This is a genomic window from Albidovulum aestuarii (assembly GCF_029961185.1).
GTDB classification, from domain to species: Bacteria; Pseudomonadota; Alphaproteobacteria; order Rhodobacterales; family Rhodobacteraceae; genus Albidovulum; species Albidovulum aestuarii.
In genome coordinates, this window is the sequence record NZ_JASBQQ010000009.1 from 157,962 (window position 1) to 174,311 (window position 16,350).

16 protein-coding genes and 1 riboswitch are annotated in these 16,350 nt (G+C 64.4%); of the genes, 11 read left to right on the plus strand and 5 right to left on the minus strand.

The features are described 5' to 3' along the window. Positions 1 to 34: 34 nt before the first annotated feature. The 5 genes from QKW60_RS18085 to metK all read left to right on the plus strand — a co-directional run bounded on the left by QKW60_RS18085 (position 35) and on the right by metK (position 5,256). Complete coding sequence (locus tag QKW60_RS18085; protein ID WP_282370760.1) at positions 35 to 1,054, plus strand: PhoH family protein; 1,020 nt, start codon at positions 35 to 37, stop codon at positions 1,052 to 1,054. Beyond that, on the plus strand, positions 1,038 to 1,544 hold the full coding sequence (ybeY, locus tag QKW60_RS18090) for an rRNA maturation RNase YbeY (protein WP_282370762.1): 507 nt from the start codon (positions 1,038 to 1,040) through the stop codon (positions 1,542 to 1,544). Before QKW60_RS18085 ends, ybeY begins: the two co-directional genes overlap by 17 nt. Before the next feature lie 38 nt (positions 1,545 to 1,582). Next, on the plus strand, positions 1,583 to 2,470 hold the full coding sequence (locus tag QKW60_RS18095; RefSeq protein ID WP_282370763.1) for a hemolysin family protein: 888 nt from the start codon (positions 1,583 to 1,585) through the stop codon (positions 2,468 to 2,470). An 89-nt stretch (positions 2,471 to 2,559) separates the two neighbouring features. Continuing rightward, the gene (gene lnt / locus QKW60_RS18100; protein ID WP_419762703.1) at positions 2,560 to 4,002 is read left to right on the plus strand and encodes an apolipoprotein N-acyltransferase; all 1,443 of its coding nucleotides are present in this window, start codon (positions 2,560 to 2,562) and stop codon (positions 4,000 to 4,002) included. A 33-nt stretch (positions 4,003 to 4,035) separates the two neighbouring features. Beyond that, positions 4,036 to 4,085: riboswitch (SAM-SAH riboswitch) on the plus strand. A 4-nt stretch (positions 4,086 to 4,089) separates the two neighbouring features. Beyond that, complete coding sequence (gene metK, locus QKW60_RS18105) at positions 4,090 to 5,256, plus strand: methionine adenosyltransferase (protein ID WP_282370765.1); 1,167 nt, start codon at positions 4,090 to 4,092, stop codon at positions 5,254 to 5,256. 61 nt (positions 5,257 to 5,317) lie between these two features. On the opposite strand, the gene QKW60_RS18110 is transcribed toward metK, so the two are convergent. Beyond that, on the minus strand, positions 5,318 to 5,599 hold the full coding sequence (locus QKW60_RS18110; protein ID WP_263739277.1) for a DUF1330 domain-containing protein: 282 nt from the start codon (positions 5,597 to 5,599) through the stop codon (positions 5,318 to 5,320). A 94-nt stretch (positions 5,600 to 5,693) separates the two neighbouring features. Here QKW60_RS18110 and QKW60_RS18115 point away from each other — a divergent pair, with 94 nt between their 5' ends. Continuing rightward, the gene (locus tag QKW60_RS18115) at positions 5,694 to 6,569 is read left to right on the plus strand and encodes a LysR family transcriptional regulator (protein WP_282370766.1); all 876 of its coding nucleotides are present in this window, start codon (positions 5,694 to 5,696) and stop codon (positions 6,567 to 6,569) included. A gap of 67 nt (positions 6,570 to 6,636) precedes the next feature. Then, a complete protein-coding gene (queF, locus tag QKW60_RS18120) occupies positions 6,637 to 7,101 on the plus strand; it encodes a preQ(1) synthase (RefSeq protein ID WP_282370767.1) in 465 nt (154 codons plus the stop codon). A gap of 209 nt (positions 7,102 to 7,310) precedes the next feature. Here queF and QKW60_RS18125 read toward each other — a convergent pair whose 3' ends face one another. After that, the gene (locus QKW60_RS18125; protein WP_282370768.1) at positions 7,311 to 7,526 is read right to left on the minus strand and encodes a hypothetical protein; all 216 of its coding nucleotides are present in this window, start codon (positions 7,524 to 7,526) and stop codon (positions 7,311 to 7,313) included. A 140-nt stretch (positions 7,527 to 7,666) separates the two neighbouring features. On the opposite strand from QKW60_RS18125, the gene QKW60_RS18130 reads away from it, so the two are divergent. Then, the gene (locus tag QKW60_RS18130; RefSeq protein ID WP_282370769.1) at positions 7,667 to 8,890 is read left to right on the plus strand and encodes a PqqD family peptide modification chaperone; all 1,224 of its coding nucleotides are present in this window, start codon (positions 7,667 to 7,669) and stop codon (positions 8,888 to 8,890) included. 263 nt (positions 8,891 to 9,153) lie between these two features. Here the strand turns inward: QKW60_RS18130 and QKW60_RS18135 are convergent, their stop codons facing one another. Both QKW60_RS18135 and smc read right to left on the minus strand, forming a co-directional pair. Beyond that, complete coding sequence (locus QKW60_RS18135; protein ID WP_282370770.1) at positions 9,154 to 9,579, minus strand: hypothetical protein; 426 nt, start codon at positions 9,577 to 9,579, stop codon at positions 9,154 to 9,156. 9 nt (positions 9,580 to 9,588) lie between these two features. Next, the gene (gene smc, locus QKW60_RS18140) at positions 9,589 to 13,044 is read right to left on the minus strand and encodes a chromosome segregation protein SMC (RefSeq protein ID WP_282370771.1); all 3,456 of its coding nucleotides are present in this window, start codon (positions 13,042 to 13,044) and stop codon (positions 9,589 to 9,591) included. 250 nt (positions 13,045 to 13,294) lie between these two features. Between smc and QKW60_RS21055 the strand changes: the two genes are divergently transcribed. From QKW60_RS21055 to QKW60_RS18160, 3 genes are all read left to right on the plus strand, one after another. Then, on the plus strand, positions 13,295 to 14,143 hold the full coding sequence (locus tag QKW60_RS21055) for a GNAT family N-acetyltransferase (protein WP_419762701.1): 849 nt from the start codon (positions 13,295 to 13,297) through the stop codon (positions 14,141 to 14,143). After that, positions 14,143 to 14,640 (plus strand): hypothetical protein, encoded by a 498-nt coding sequence (locus QKW60_RS18155; protein ID WP_282370772.1) that lies wholly within the window; start codon positions 14,143 to 14,145, stop codon positions 14,638 to 14,640. The genes QKW60_RS21055 and QKW60_RS18155 overlap by 1 nt, the downstream gene beginning before the upstream one ends. 88 nt (positions 14,641 to 14,728) lie before the next feature. After that, complete coding sequence (locus QKW60_RS18160) at positions 14,729 to 15,280, plus strand: NADPH-dependent FMN reductase (RefSeq protein WP_282370773.1); 552 nt, start codon at positions 14,729 to 14,731, stop codon at positions 15,278 to 15,280. Here the strand turns inward: QKW60_RS18160 and QKW60_RS18165 are convergent. Then, positions 15,277 to 16,317, minus strand: coding sequence for an NAD(P)/FAD-dependent oxidoreductase (locus QKW60_RS18165; RefSeq protein ID WP_282370774.1), 1,041 nt, complete (start codon positions 16,315 to 16,317; stop codon positions 15,277 to 15,279). The two genes, QKW60_RS18160 and QKW60_RS18165, sit on opposite strands and share 4 nt — an antisense overlap. Positions 16,318 to 16,350: the final 33 nt, after the last annotated feature.

Consider the following 16,350-nt stretch of genomic DNA (forward strand, 5'->3'; position numbering starts at 1 on the left):
TCCGGTCAGGCCTGCCGCAGAAAAGGAGATTTGCTTGGGCATCAGCGCCTTGACCCCGCCGCCGCGTCCAGAGGATCTGCACGAAACCCTCCTGGAATTTCCCGACAACCGGCTTCTGATAGATTTGTGTGGTGAGTTTGACCGCAATCTTGCACAGATCGAGCATCAGTTAGGGGTCCATATCCTGCGCCGCGGCAATCAGGTCGCCGTTGTGGGATCGGCTGAGGCGCGAGGCCAGGCGGCGGCGGTTCTGCAAACCCTTTATGGCAAGCTGGAAGCGGGCCGCCCCATCGACGCGGGCGAGATTGACGCCGTGATCCGCATGGGCGAGGGCACGAAAGCAGAGCCGACCAGCCTTGACGAACAACTGGAGATGTTCGCGGGCGGGCGCTACGAAATCCGCACCCGCAAGAAACAGGTCGAACCGCGTACCGAGGCGCAGAAGGCCTATGTAAAGAACCTCTTTTCCAACGAACTTGCCTTTGGCATCGGCCCGGCGGGCACCGGCAAGACCTATCTGGCCGTCGCCGTCGGCGTCACCATGCTGATCGGCGGCCATGTCGACCGGATCATCCTGTCGCGTCCCGCCGTCGAGGCGGGCGAGCGGCTGGGTTTCCTGCCCGGCGACATGAAGGAAAAGGTCGATCCCTACATGCAGCCGCTCTACGACGCTCTGAACGATTTCCTGCCCGCCAAGCAGGTGTTGAAGCTGCTGGAAGAAAAACGGATCGAGATCGCACCGCTGGCCTTCATGCGCGGCCGGACGCTGGCCAATGCCTTCGTGGTGCTGGACGAGGCGCAGAACGCCACCACCATGCAGATGAAGATGTTTCTGACGCGTCTGGGTGAGGGCAGCCGCATGGTGATTACCGGCGACCGGACGCAGGTCGACCTCCCGCGCGGCACCAATTCGGGCCTGACGGATGCCGAACGTATCCTGAAGGACGTCAAGGGCATCAGCTTCAACTACTTCACCGCGAAAGACGTGGTGCGACACCCGCTTGTGGCCCGCATCATCGAAGCCTATGACGCCGAGGATGGAGTCACTGGTTGATACGATGATTGAGGACGACCGCTGGGGGGCATTTGGCCTGCCGGCGCTTGCCGATCGCGCCGCGCGCGGAGTTCTGGCCGAGTTGGGCATGCCGGGACAGGGGTTCGAGATCAGCCTTCTGGGCTGTGACGATGCCCGCATCGCCACGCTGAACGCAGATTTCCGGGGCAAGCCTCAGCCGACCAACGTGCTCTCTTGGCCGACGGAGGAACGCGGCGCCGAAGAGGACGGCGGCAGCCCCGATCCGGTGGAACCCGGCGATGCGGAGATGCCCGAAGAACTCGGCGATATCGCCATCGCGTGGGAGACCTGCACCCGAGAGGCAGAGGAGCAGGGCAAGCCCGTGGCAGATCACGTCACGCATCTCATCGTTCACGGAGTGTTGCATTTACTCGGCTATGACCATGTAAGAGAGCGGGATGCCGCCTTGATGGAGTCGACTGAGACACGAATTCTTGTAAAAATGGGTATAGCCAACCCATATGAGTGAACCGGTGCCGCATGGGCCGGGTGATTTGGAAAGGAAAAATGGGCGAATCCGCAGACGGGTCTATGATGGCGCAGGACGCGCCCGACCCCTCAGACAGTAGCGAACAGCGCGGCTTTTTCGGTCGCATCATCGACGCTTTCTCTCCCGCCGAGGTAAATACCGACGAGCAGGCGAAGCCGCACGAGGAGGTCGGCGAGCGCAGTATTGGCGCGCCCCTCCCGGGCATCGGAAACCTGCGCCGTATGCGGGTGGAGGATGTGGCGATACCAAAGGCCGAGATCGTCGCAGTGCCCGTAAACGCCACGATGGACGAACTGGTGACGAATTTCCGCGAAAGCGGCTTTTCCCGTCTGCCGGTCTTCAAGGGCACTCTCGACAGCCCGCTGGGACTCATCCACCTGAAGGACCTGGCGCTGGAACAGGCCTTCAGCGACCCGAAGCCACGTTTCTCGTTACGCAAGATGCTGCGCCCGCTGCTTTATGCGCCGCCCTCGATGCCGATCGGCGTCCTTTTGCAGAAGATGCAGTCCGGACGGATTCACATGGCCCTCGTCATCGACGAATACGGTGGCGTCGATGGGCTGGTGACGATCGAGGATCTCATCGAAACCGTCATCGGAGAAATTGAGGACGAACACGACACCTCCGAAGACGGGCTCTGGCACGAGGAAAAACCGGGGCAGTACATCGTCCAGTCCCGTGCACCGCTCGATGAATTCGAAGCCGAGATCGGTATGAAACTCGCGGCTGAGGAAGAGGGTGAAGAAATAGACACGCTTGGCGGGCTCGTCTTCATGCTGGTGGGCAGGGTGCCCGCGCGCGGCGAAGTGATCCGGCATGAAAGCGGCGCGGAGTTCGAAATCGTCGATGCCGATCCCCGCCGCATCAAGCGGTTGCGGGTACGCCTGCCACAGGCCGCAGCCTGACCGTGAAGCTTCGCCCACTGGCCTTTTTCCGGCGCGAAAACCGGCCCGATGGCCTGCGCCTTGCGCTTTCCGCCCTTCTCGGCGCGGTCATGGCGCTCGGGCAGGCGCCCTGGTCGCTCTGGTGGCTGGCGCTTCCCGCGCTCACGCTTCTCATCCGCCTGATCGCGGTCGAACGGCGGGCGGCGCAGGCGGTCTGGCTCGGCTGGATCGCCGGGGCGGGATATTTCGCGGCGGGCCTCTTCTGGATCGTGGAACCGTTCTTCGTTGATGCGAAGACCTATGGCTGGATGGCGCCGTTCGCGCTTTTCTTCATGGCCTTCGGCATGGCGCTTTTCTGGGCGCTGGCGGCTGGCATCGGCACGATGGGTCGCAGCCCCGGCCTCCGCGCTCTCGGCTTCGCATTCGGCCTGGCCGCGACCGATCTGCTGCGCGGCTATATTTTCACCGGGTTTCCCTGGGCGCTTGTCGGCCATATCTGGATCGGCACGCCGGTCTCGCAGGCCGCGGCCTTTGTCGGGCCGGTCGGGCTTTCGGCGCTGACTGCCTTTGCCGCGGCGCTGCCGGTTCTGGCGGTGACCAACGGAAAACGCGCGGGCCTTACCCTGTTGTCCATCGCAGGTCTGGCAGCCGTCTGGGCCTCCGGCGCTGCGCGGCTGGCAGCGCCCGAAACACCGCGCGACCCTGCAATTCAGGTCCGCCTGATCCAGCCCAATGCCGCCCAGCACCTCAAATGGCGCGGCGATATGTGGCGCATCTTCCTTGACCGGCAAATGGACCAGACCGCCCAGCCTGCGAACACACCGCTCGACCTCATCGTCTGGCCGGAAACGGCGGTGCCGTTCCTGCTGTCGGATTCGGGGGAATTCTTTACCGCCTTGGCAGAGCGTTCGGGCGGCGTGCCGGTCGCGTTCGGCATCCAGCGCGAAGAGGGCTTGCGCTTTTTCAACAGCCTTGCCGCAATCGACGGTGAGGCGCGTGTCACTGCCGTCTACGACAAATGGCACCTCGTCCCCTTCGGTGAATACATCCCCTTCGGCGACGTGATGGCGGCGTTTGGCATCGCCGCTTTTGCGGCGCAGCAGGGCAACGGCTACAGCCCCGGTCAGGGCCCGGTCGTGCTTGATCTCGGCAAGGCGGGGCGGGTGTTGCCTCTGATCTGTTACGAGGCGGTCTTTCCGCAGGACCTGCGGGTGAAGGGCGATCGGCCCGACTGGATTCTGCAGATCACCAATGACAGCTGGTTCGGCAATATCGTCGGGCCCTACCAGCATCTGGCACAGGCGCGGCTTCGGGCCATCGAACAGGGGCTGCCGCTCTTGCGTTCTGCCAATACCGGGGTGACAGCGGTTATTGACGCTAAGGGACGCATCCTCGACAGCCTGCCCCTGAACACAGAAGGTGTTCTGGATACTGCTGTTCCACCAGCCCTGGCACCCACGCTTTACTCCCGAACCGGTGACCTTCCGGCAACAATCCTGGTCGGTCTGGGCCTTTTGGGTCTGATTACCCTTCGCCGCCGACAATCCGATTGACCGCACGGCATGGCGGGGATAGTCAGGCTCGACGAACCGTCACAACGGCTTCCTGGCGTGACGGGGATAACCCCAATGGAGCACTTCATGTCCCGACAGAATTACGTTTTTACCTCCGAAAGCGTTTCGGAAGGCCATCCGGACAAGGTTTGTGACCGGATTTCCGATGCCGTCCTCGATGCATTTCTTGCTGAAGATCCGCAATCCCGCGTCGCCTGTGAAACCTTTGCCACCACCGACCGCGTCGTCATCGGCGGCGAGGTGCGCGGCCCCGGTTCCGTCATTGAACGGGTCGAGGATATTGCCCGCGAATGCGTCAGGGATATCGGCTATGAGCAGGATGGCTTTCACTGGGCCAACCTGAAGGTCGACAGCTATCTGCATGCGCAATCCGCCGATATCGCGCAGGGCGTCGATGCCAGCGGCAACAAGGATGAAGGTGCAGGCGATCAGGGCATCATGTTCGGCTATGCCGTCGATGAGACGCCAGAGCTTATGCCCGCGCCGATCCTCTATTCACACGCGATGCTTCGCCGTCTGGCCGAGGTTCGCAAGAACGGCACCGAGCCGAAGCTTGGCCCCGATGCCAAGTCGCAGCTTTCGATCCGCTATGAGAATGGCAAGCCGGTCGAGGTGACCTCGCTCGTGCTTTCGACCCAGCATCTCGACGCGACGATGTCCTCGGGTGATGTGCGGGCGCTGGTGGAGTCCTATATCCGCGAAGTTCTGCCGGAGGGCTGGCTGACCGCAGCCACCGAATGGCACGTCAATCCGACCGGCAAGTTCGTCATCGGCGGCCCGGACGGGGATGCGGGCCTGACGGGGCGCAAGATCATCGTCGACACTTATGGCGGGGCGGCCCCCCATGGCGGCGGCGCGTTTTCCGGCAAGGACCCGACCAAGGTCGACCGCTCGGCGGCCTATGCCGCGCGGTACCTTGCCAAGAACGTCGTGGCGGCGGGGCTGGCGAAACGCTGCACGCTGCAACTGTCCTATGCGATCGGTGTGGCCAAGCCTCTGTCGATCTATGTTGACACCCACGGCACTGGCGAGGTTGACGAGGCCGCGATCGAACGCGCCGTGGCGCAGGCGATGGACCTCACCCCGCGCGGTATCCGCACCCATCTCGGCCTCAACAAGCCGATCTATCAGCGCACGGCGGCCTATGGCCATTTCGGCCGCGCGCCGGATGCGGATGGCGGGTTCTCGTGGGAAAAGACCGACCTTGCCGAGGCGCTGAAGAAAGCTCTCTGAGCCAAAGGCGACGAAGTCAATGCGGCCCCGCCTCCAAAAAGGGCGGGGCTTTTTCATTGGATCATCCGATCAGCACGATCTCGCTGTCACCCGCCTTTTGGCGTAGGGCGTGCACCTCGGCCAGTTCGGGGTCGTTGATCCAACCCAAAGCCGCATCGCGGTCGGGAAAAGATAGAAGCACGACCCTGCCCGGAAGCGCCGCATCGCCTTCGAGCCGCGTCGGCTCTGTCGTCATCGCTTCGGGCTTCGCGCCCCATTTGGCCAGTGCAGGTCCAGCCTTGCTGGCATAGGATGCGAACGTGTCTGGGTCGGTGATGGTCAGTCGGACAACGGCGTAGATCATGGCGGTTCCTTTCTCGGTTGCAGGGGGAATGTACGGCCGCGCCAGAGATGCGAAAACGCGTGATATTGCAGGTTATACATGCGATAACGCATGCATGAAGGATGCGGCTTGGGATGATCTGAAAACAGTGATGGCGCTCGTGCGGCACGGGTCGCTGGCGGCGGCCGGTGCCGCACTCAGGCTCAATTACACGACCGTTGCCCGAAGGATCGCACGGGCCGAGGCGGCGCTGGGGACAACACTCTTTGAACGCCTGAAGGACGGCTACGTGCCAACAGATGCCGCGATGCTTGTCGCCGCCCATGCGGGCGAGATGGAGGTGCGCGAACATGACCTGATGCGCAGGCTTGCCGGGCGGGACGGCACACTGGAAGGCGCGCTCACCATCACCGCCCCGCAACTCCTGATCGCATATGTGCTGCCCGCGGCGCTCGCGCAGTTCCGGGGGCTTTATCCAAAGGTAGACCTCAAGGTACGGGCGACGAACGATATCCTCGACCTGTCGCGGCGCGAAGCTGATCTTGGCATCAGGATCAGCCGGACGCCGGGGGACACGCTGACCGGCCTGCGGCTTGCAGAACAACATTCGGCGAGTTTCGCGAGCCCCGGCTGGGCTGAGCGGATCGCGAAAGACCCGGGCGCGCCCATCGACTGGATCCTCTACGAGACGCATGACGACGTGCCAAAAGCCGCCCGCGAAGCCTATCCGTCAAGCCGGGTCCAATACCGCTTTGACGACATGATCGCGATGGCGGGCGCCGCGCAGGCCGGGCTTGGCGTGGTGCGGATGCCGATGTTCCTCGGGCGCTCATTGCCCGGGCTGATGCAGGTGCCGCTTTTGCCGCCGCAACCTTACATGGATGTCTGGATGGTGGCCCATCCCGATGTCTGGCCCGGCGCCAAGGTCCGGGCCTTCCGCGATGTGCTGAAGGCCGACATGAAGACCCGGCGGGCCTTATTCGTCGCCTGATGTGACAGGCTTGACGCCGCTCCACCGCTCTGACAGGGCAGAAGCACAACTGCCCAAGGGGAATGACATGCCCAAGACCGACGTTTCCGGCCTGACGCAGCTCGGTCAGGACACCAACCAACCCGCGTCGCCGGAAGAGGCGGTGCTGGAGCGTGTGCCCGCCGGTCATTCCGGCACCAAGTATGTCGTGCGGTTCACCGCGCCGGAATTCACCTCGCTCTGCCCGATGACGGGGCAGCCCGACTTTGCCCATATCGTCATCGACTATGTGCCGCGCGACTGGCTGGTCGAGAGCAAGAGCCTCAAGCTCTATCTCTTTTCCTTCCGCAACCACGGCGCGTTCCACGAGGATTGCACGATCGACATCGGCAAGAAGCTGGTGGCCTTGCTCGATCCCGAATGGCTCCGGATTGGTGCCTACTGGTATCCGCGCGGCGGCATCCCGATTGATGTCTTCTGGCAGACGGGCACGCCGCCGGAAGGCGTCTGGATACCCGACCAGGGCGTACAGCCCTACCGGGGACGAGGCTGACGACTTTCGGCGGAGCCAAGGCCTGAACCGAGGTCCGACAATCCGTCCGACCTTGGTCCGTTCCCCTACCCGCCGCACCGTCAGTAATCTGGTCCCATCGTGCATCGCAGCACAATCAGATTGCACAAGGAGACCGACATGAGCAGCGACACCACCACTTTCTCACGGCGCAAGGCGCTGACCCGCCTCGGGGCACTTGCACTTGGCGCTTACACGATTCCGGCCTTCACGACGCTCAGCAAGGCCGAAGCCAAAGGCTCGGGTTCATCGGGCGGCGGGTCCGGTGGCGGGTCCGGCAATTCGGGATCCAGCGGGAACTCCGGATCCAGCGGGAACTCCGGCGCCAGCGGATCCGGCGGATCGCACGGGACAACCGGCGCGAGCGGCAGCGAGAGCAATTCGAGCGGGACGACCGGTGCGAGCACCTGCTCCGGTCCGGGTGACGACGACGCCGGCTGCGGTGCTTAATCCCGACCAACGCAGGCAGGTTGCATGAGACCCGACCGGAGCGGTAATGCTTCGGGCGGGTCCTTTTCCTGATGGATCACAAGTCGATGGAAGACAGGTGAGCCGGTCTATCGATCTCATATTTGACGGATTGTCAGCGCCGGTTCGGCTGAACGGTTGCGAAGAGTTGCTGCAGCCGATCCGGACCATCCTGCCCCATTGGCCCTTTGCGACAATGCCATCGGCAGATGCTGAAGAGCCGATTGCGATAATCTCGCCCGCATCGCGTGGCCGCTATTCCAGCGTCTGCCTGTCATCTGGTGGCAAAACCCGGGTCTATGACGCCATCGACGCCGTCTGCGACATGATCGTGGAACTGTCGTGGGAAATGCTCCGGTCGGGCCAGTGGCTGATGTGCCTTCATGCTGCGGCGATCGAGATGGCCGGACGGCTGGTGATCGTTCCGAATGTGCGGCGCGCGGGCAAGAGCACGCTGACGGCCTGCCTCGCCCGGCGCGGCTACCCGATATTTTCAGACGATTTCGTTCCGGTTCGTCTGGGCGATGATGGCATCCTCATGGGCCATGCCAACGGCATCTGCCCGCGCCTTCGCCTGCCGCTGCCCAAGGATTTCAGCGCAGGGTTCCGCGATTGGGTCGGGGCCGACCCCGGCCCCGCCAACAGTCGGTACAAGTATCTGACGGGCCCCGTTTTGCCACCAAACGGCACTGCCCGTCCGCTCGGCGCGATTGTCATTCTTGACCGGAGGCCGAATGCCCCTACCGCATTGCAGCCGATGGATGAGGGCGCCGCCATGAAGGCGCTGCTTCACCAGAATTTCGCTCGCTCGGTCCACTCAGCGACGATTCTCAATGTGCTGAAAGTCCTGCTGTCGGTGATCAAACCGATGCGGCTGAGTTATGCCAATGCCGAAGAGGCCGCCGACTTTCTGGCTGCGGCCTTCACAGACTGGCAAGGTCCGCCGCCTGTGGCGTCAGATACGGAACGGTTGGCCTTCCGCGAAATCGACGAAGATACACTCACAGCGGCACAGCCGGTCTTTTACGAAGACCGCGTCTATGAGCGGGCCAGCGGCATCACCGAAATGTCCATGAACGGTCACCACTACCTGACGGATCGTTCCGGCCTCGGCATTCACAGCCTGAATTCGGGTGCATTGGCAATCTGGCGCCTGCTGGAGGAGCCGATGCGCCTTACGGATTTGTCCGCGGTGCTGTCGGCCGCCTTCCCGGATGTACCGCACGAACAGATCGCGGAGGACTGCGCTGACGTACTGCGCCGCTTCGTCGAAAACCGGCTGGTTACCTCGCTGGAAGAGTGAGATCGGGCGGGCGACCGGATTATCCTTAGCACTTCGACGACAGTGCTGGAACATCCGTACCTGTGCAGATGTCCTTGTTCCAGGCGTGTCCCGTTTCGGCACCCGCTGCGGCCAGGACAAGGAACATCAAAGCTAGGCCGAAAAATTCACGCATGACAGACATCCCGCCGGTTCGGTCACCGCCGACTATGGATCGCTTTTCTTAAGGCACTGTTACCGCGTCGCGAATCGTTGCGCTTTCAGAAGGTTAGCGGATCAGGCGATCAGCTGCGCCGCGTATCGCTCAGTTCCATCTCTGCCTTGTCCCCGGCCTTGCGTTCGGCCGCTGCCCCGGGCTTTCGCATCATCACGAAACGCCCCGCCCAGCCGGGCTGCGAGGGAAAGAACCAGCGACCCTCGACCCGGGTCAGATTTGCATTGGCGCGACCCGAATAGATCGGGTGGTCGTCTGCCTCAAAGCCAAGATAGGTCTTGGTGAAATGCACCGAGCCATTGGAGTGATTGCCGGTGATGACCGCATGCAGCGTCCCGTCCAGTTCGGGCCGGAAGGTATTCCCCTCTGTGGTCTCGCCGTTCAGAAACCCGGTATCTTCGATCAGGTCGGCCTCGAAGGGCACAGGCCCGGGTCCGGCGTCGTATTCGTAGCGGCCCAGCCAGCGCCCGGTCAGTGACGTGAAAGCCCGCGCCAACGGTTCGCCTCAGGCGACCAGCGCTTCGGCGCGCTTGAGATCGACGCTGACCAACTGGCTGACCCCCTGCTCCTGCATGGTCACGCCAAAGAGTCGGTCCATCCGCGCCATCGTCACCGCATGGTGGGTGATGATCAGGAACCTTGTATCGGTGCGCCGCGTCATTTCGTCCAGAAGATCGCAGAATCGTGTGACGTTCGCATCGTCGAGCGGCGCGTCCACCTCGTCCAGAACGCAGATCGGCGCGGGGTTGGCAAGGAAGACGGCGAAGATCAGGGCAAGCGCGGTCAGCGTCTGTTCACCGCCAGACAGAAGCGAAAGGGTCGCCAGTTTCTTGCCCGGCGGCTGGCACATGATCTCCAGCCCCGCTTCAAGCGGATCGTCGCTTTCGACCAGCACCAGATTGGCCTCTCCGCCACCGAAGAGATGGGTGAAGAGCATACGGAAGTTGCTGTTGACCTGCTCGAAGGCGGTCAATAGCCGCTCGCGCCCCTCGCGGTTCAGCCCCGCGATGCCCGACCGGAGCTTCTTGATCGCCTCTTCAAGGTCGGCCTTTTCCATGACCAGATTGTCATGCTCTTCCTGCACCTCTTTGGCGTCTTCCTCGGCGCGCAGGTTCACCGCGCCTAAGGCGTCGCGCTGGCGGCGCAGGCGATGGACATCGTTATCCAGCGCCTCGGCCGTGGGCATCCGGTCGGGATCGGTATCGAGGCTCTGCAGCAACTCGCCCGGTTCCTTCTCGGTCTCCTCCCGGATGCGTTCAGCGGAATAAGCCACGGTTTCGCGGGCGGCATCGGCACGGGCCTCGGCACGGGCGCGGGCCTCGCGCGCTTCGGACGCCGCGCGTTCTGCCTCGCGTTCGGCATCGGTGGCCTGCCGCAGCATCGTTTCCGCCTCGGCCAGTCGGTCTGCGGCGGCCCGGCGGCGGGTCTCGGCGGTGTCGATGGCGTCGGTCAGTTCCTCACGCTTGGCAGCGATTTCGGCCGGGGCGGCCGAGGCCTCTTTCAACTCCGCCTCGGAGGCGGTCTTGCGCTCGGCCAGTTCCGCCGAGCGTTTCTCGGCTGTCTCAAGCCGGTGCTTCCAGCCCGAGATTTCCTTGGTGATCTCCTGCCGGCGCCTGGTGCGCGCCTCGCCTTCGCGGCGGATCTCGTCATGGGCCGAGCGTTTGGCCATCATCGTCATCCGCGCCGCCTCGACCGTCATCTTGACGTCCTCGACCTCGGCCCGGGCGGCGTCGAGGTCGGGCAGCGCCTTGACCGCGCCTTCAGCCTCGCGCAGCTGCTTGCGGGCGGTCAGGGCTTCTTCCTCGTACCGCGCCACGGCCAGCCGTGCGCTTTCCAGCTTACCGCCTGCGATGGACCGGTCGGCCTCGGCTTTGGACAGCGCGCGCGAAGCCTCGGCCATGCGCCGGTCGGCGTCGCGCCGCGCCTCGCGGGCGGCTCGATCGGCCTCGGTCGTCTCGCGCAGTTGCCGGACGAGCAGGTCATGGGCCTGCCGCGCGCCTTCGGCCCGCCCCGTCGCTTCCTCAAGATCGCGCTTGAGATCGGTCAGGCGATTGAGCTGCTGAAGCCGAAGCGCAGCGGCGGTCGGTGCGTCCTCGGCACCTGCCCGGAAGCCGTCCCAGCGCCAGAGATCGCCCTCGACCGAGACCAGCCTTTGGCCCGGTTTCAGAAGCGGTTGCAGCCGCGCGCCATCGGCTTTGTCAACAAGGCCGATCTGGCCGATCCGGCGGGCCAGAACCTCGGGAACGGTCACGTGGTTCGACAGGGCCGACACGCCCTCGGGCAGGGTCTGCGCCTGACCATAGCCCGGCAGCACCGCCCAGCCGGACCGCGCCTGCGCCTCGACGACGGGGGCGCGCAGATCGTCGGCCAGTGCCGCGCCCAGCGCCTTTTCAAAGCCCTTCTTCACGGTCACCCGGTCGAGAAGCTGCTTGCCGGTCGCCGCCTCACGTTCCACGAGCTTCTGCAGCGCCGCCGCCTCGGCCTTCAGAGCCCCCGCCTCGCCTTCGGCTGCGGACAGGGTCGCGCGGGCCTCGGTTTCGCGCGCCTGCGCATCGCTGCGCGCCTCGTCGGCGGCGACCAAGGCGGCCTCCGCAGCCTCTGCACCATTGGTTGCCGCCGCCTGCGCTTCCTCCGCCGCCTTCAGGTCGGCCGAAGCGCGCGACAAAGCCGTCTCCGCCTCGGCCGCTGCCAGCTTGGCTTTCGCCGCCTCGGCCTCGTTCTTTTCAAGCGTCGAACGGCTGTCGGACAAAAGCCGGTGCGCCGACTGGTGGCGGGCCGAAAGGCGGGCCACATCCTCGGTCAGTTCCGAATGCGCGGTTTCGCGGTCCGAAAGCACCCGCGCGGCATCCTGCGCAGCCTCCAGCGCGTCGGTCAGGCGCGCCTCGTGCCCCTCGGCCGCCTTGACGATCTGCGCCTGCTCCCATTCCAGCCGCCCTATCGTCTCGCCCGCATCGCGGTTGAGCCCGGCCTCGCGCTCCATGTCGCGGGCAAGCTGCTCGATCCGATTCTGCAGCGTCTCGATGGTCTGAAGCGCGCGGGCCTCCTGATCGTTCAGCGTGTCGCGCTGGACCTGCAGGCGCTGCAATACCGCCGCGGCAATGGCCTCTTCCTCGCGCAGGGGCGGCAGGGCCTGCTCGCGCTCGCCGCGCGCCTTGGCGGCGGTGCGCGCGGCGGCCTCGGCCTGCGCCGCAAGCTTGGTGCGCTCGGTCAGACCGGCCTCGGCCGCTGCCCGCGCCTCGTCCGCCTCGCGCCAGCGGCGGTAAAGCAGCATACCCTCGGCACGGCGCAGTTCATTGCCGATCTCGCGGTAGCGCGCCGCCTGCCTTGCCTGCCGGGCCAGCGTCTGCAACTGGTTGGCCAATTGTTCGATGACGTCGTCAACGCGCGCAAGGTTCTGCTCGGTCCCGTTCAGCTTCAGCTCGGCCTCGTGCCGCCGCTGGTAGAGGCCGGAAATCCCTGCCGCCTCTTCCAGAATGCGGCGACGGTTCTTCGGCTTGGCGTTGATCAGTTCCGCGATCTGCCCCTGCCGCACCAGCGCCGGGGAATGCGACCCCGTAGAGGCATCGGCAAAGAGCATCTGCACATCGCGGGCCCGCACTTCCTTGGTATTGGCTTTGTAGGCCGACCCCGCATCGCGTGTGATCCGACGCACGATCTCAAGCGCGTCCTGATCGTTGAAGCCCGAGGGCGCCAGCCGTTCGGTGTTGTCGATGGTGATCGACACTTCTGCGAAGTTGCGCGCCGGTCGGGTCGCCGCCCCGGCAAAGATCACGTCCTCCATCCCGCCACCGCGCATCGCGGTCGGGCGGTTTTCGCCCATGACCCAGCGCAGGGCTTCCAACAGGTTCGACTTGCCGCAGCCATTCGGGCCGACGACACCCGTCAACCCGTCATGGATCAGCAGGTCCGTCGGATCGACGAAGCTCTTGAAGCCGTTCAGTCTGAGCCGTGTGAAGCGCAAATGCCGGGCCTTTGATTGATTCCTCCGGGTCTGCAATCCTTGGGCGGACCGGGCCGCGAGTCAATGCTTCAGCCCCGCATATGGCGGCTTGAGGCCGGTTATCCACAAGATATCGGGACGCCGTTTCAAAGTAAGGTGGGTTAAAACCCACCTTACCAAAGGCCGTACTGTCCGGATCGACCGGGCGCGGTCCGCCCTTGACCGAGCTTGAATTTGGGCGCCAACTTCCATCGCGTGAGCGGAGGGGACCATGGACGGCGGAACCGGAAGATGCCTGTGCGGCGCGGTGCGCTTTGACTTTGATGGCGCGCCCAACTGGCAGATGCATTGCCACTGCGAAAGCTGCCGCCGGGCGACGGCCTCCCCCTTCACGAGCTTTCTTGCGGTCAATCACGCGGCATTCCGCTGGGCGGGCATTCCCCCGGCCGCGCGAGACTCCACGCCCGGGGTCACGCGCTATTTCTGTGCCGCCTGCGGTACGCCGATGGGCTATCAAAGCCCGTCCCGCGCACATGAGATCGACCTTTATGCCGCAACGCTGGACGACCCAACGGCCTATGCCCCGACCGGCCATGTCCACTGGAACGAACGTCTGCCCTGGCTGCACCTGAACGACGGCCTGCCGGTTCACCGCACACCCCGACGTCTGACCGGAGAAGAGGACATGGCCCCGGTCCTGGGCCTTCTCCATGCGGCTTTTGCTTACATGGAAGGCGTGATCGACCCGCCCTCCTCCCTGCACCGGCTGACCGCCGAGGGCATCGCCGGGCAGGCGCGCGAAGGCGAGGTCTGGGTTCTGGAAGATGCGGGGCGGATCATCGCCTGCCTGTTCCTGACGCCGGAACCAAATCACCTCTATATCGGCAAGCTGGCCGTCGAGGACAGTTTCCGTGGGCAGGGTCTGGCCCGTCAACTTGTTGGTCATGCGGCTGACAGGGCACGGAAACTCGGGCTGCACCGCCTGACCCTGCAATCGCGCGTCGAACTGACCGGCAACCATGCCGCGTTTCAGGCGATGGGGTTCGAAAAGACCGGCGAAACGGCGCATGAAGGGTATGACCGGCCAACCAGCTTCACCTTCACAAAGGCGGTATCCTGATGCCGCCCGTTTCTCGGATCGTCGTGGTTGGCGCGACCCTTGCAGCGACCGGCCCCGCGGCCGCCGCACCTCTCGACGGCAACAGCTACATCATCGAACTGTCGTCGTCGCAATATAGCAGCGGCTATGGCGAATACCTCGTGCCACCTCTGGTCAAGGCCCTGCGGAAAGAGCGGTGGCGGCAGACGACAGGGACCGAGGCCGACATCGTCGTCAATGTCCTGACCGCATCCGATGTCGGACAATGGATGAACACGGCAGAGGGCCGCACGTGGCTTTATACCGTTTCGGTCACGGTCGGCGTGTCGCCCGGCACATATACGCTTCCACAAGATGGCACCCCCGCTTTTGGCGTACGGGCGGACCTCATCACACCGAATCCGGACCGCGAAGATGAACTGGCCTGCCTGATCGGACTTGCCGCCCGCACAGCCATCCGGAACTACTCTGCGAAGGGCGTATTCAGAACGGACGGCCAGTCCTGTCTCAGGAAATAGCCCCTCCGCACGGGGTGTGTGCGTAAATGTGTATTTATGCAAATTTTTGGTGACTTATATCTCCGTTTAATCAGAAACAGGAGCTATCATGTCCCATCCCCGCCTTCTCGGAATCGCTGGCGCCCTGCGCGCCGGATCGACCAACCGCCTGCTCGTCCGCGAAGCGGCCCGGCTTTTTGGCCCCGCCGATTTCACCGAAGCCGATCTGAACCTTCCGCTCTATGACGGTGACGTCGAAGAGCGTGGAATGCCGGAAGCGGTTACGCGGCTTGCCGATCAGATCGCCGCGTCCGACGCCATCGTGATCTCTACCCCGGAATACAATTCCGGCATCTCCGGCGTCCTCAAGAACGCGCTCGACTGGGTCAGCCGTACCGGCAAGCCATGGCAGGACAAACCCGTTGCGATCCTCTCTGCTGCAGCCGGGCGGTCCGGTGGGGCGCGGGCGCAGTTTGCGCTCCGGCTCGCGCTGACCCCGTTCCGCCCCCGCCTGCTGAGCGGCCCGGAAGTGATGATTTCTGAATCCTACGCGGCCTTCGACGATAATGGCCGCCTCATCGACGCGAACTCGGTCGAACTCCTGGGATCGCTCATGAACGAACTGCGCGCCGAAGCAGCGCCGCTGGCGGCGGCGGCCTAAAGGTTGTCCCCGACGCGGAAACCGTCGGGAACCCTATTGAGCCCCTCCAACACCAGATCGGCCATTACGTCGGCCACTTTCGGCGCCATGCCGAACCCGATCTTGAACCCGCCATTGGCAATGTAATGGCCCGGACGACCGGGCCATTCGCCCAGGATCGGCGCCCGGCTTTTCGCGCGCGGCCGGACACCTGCCCAGCGCTCGATCACCTTTGCATGGCGCAGGACCGGCATGACCGCCTCAGCGCGCGCGATCACCGCATCAAGCTGAGCGTCGGTCGTATCCGCGCGGTCGAATGCGCGCTCGGTGGTAGAACCGACACCGACCGTCCCGTCCGCGTGTGGAACGATATGGATACCGTCCGCGAAAATCTGCGGCACGTCGCGCGCGTCGAGCGCCAGCAACGCGGACTGGCCTTTGACGCCCGTTCCGACCAGTACCGATAGCTCACGCGACAGATCGATCAGGCCCTGATAGCCGGTGGCCCAGACGACGCGCCCTTCATGGGGGGCGCTATCATGGCGGAACTCCACGCCCTTCACCTTGAGCGCGGCGGCGAGGCTTTCGATCGCGGCACGCGGATGAAGGCGGGCGGTAAGCGTGTCGTGGACGAGATAGCCCGTCGGGGTGTCTGGGGCCCAGCGGTCCCCGCCGCCGGCGACCACGCGCCACTCGGCACGGCCCTGCCAGAGATCGCGCGCCGACACCTCACGCGTTCGCGCCAATGCCACGGCCGCATCGTCGGCGAGCGGTTGCAGTCGGCCGGCTCGGCCATAGCCCGAAGAAAGGCCGGATACGGCATCAATCTCAGGCCAGAAGTGTTCGGCCATCATCAGGCTCTCGAACTGGAACTGCTTCTTCGAATTCCAGTTCTCCGGCGTATGCGGCGCGAGCGCGCCGACGGTTCCACCGCTTGCCCCAGCGCCGGGCCGGAATGGATCGACCACCCGCACTGTCGCGCCGCGCTTCTGACAGGCCCAGGCGACCGACAGCCCGAAGATGCCCGCCCCCATCACCGTCACATCCAAGATTGCCATCGCTGCGCCCTTCGCCTAACTGCCCGACCAGAG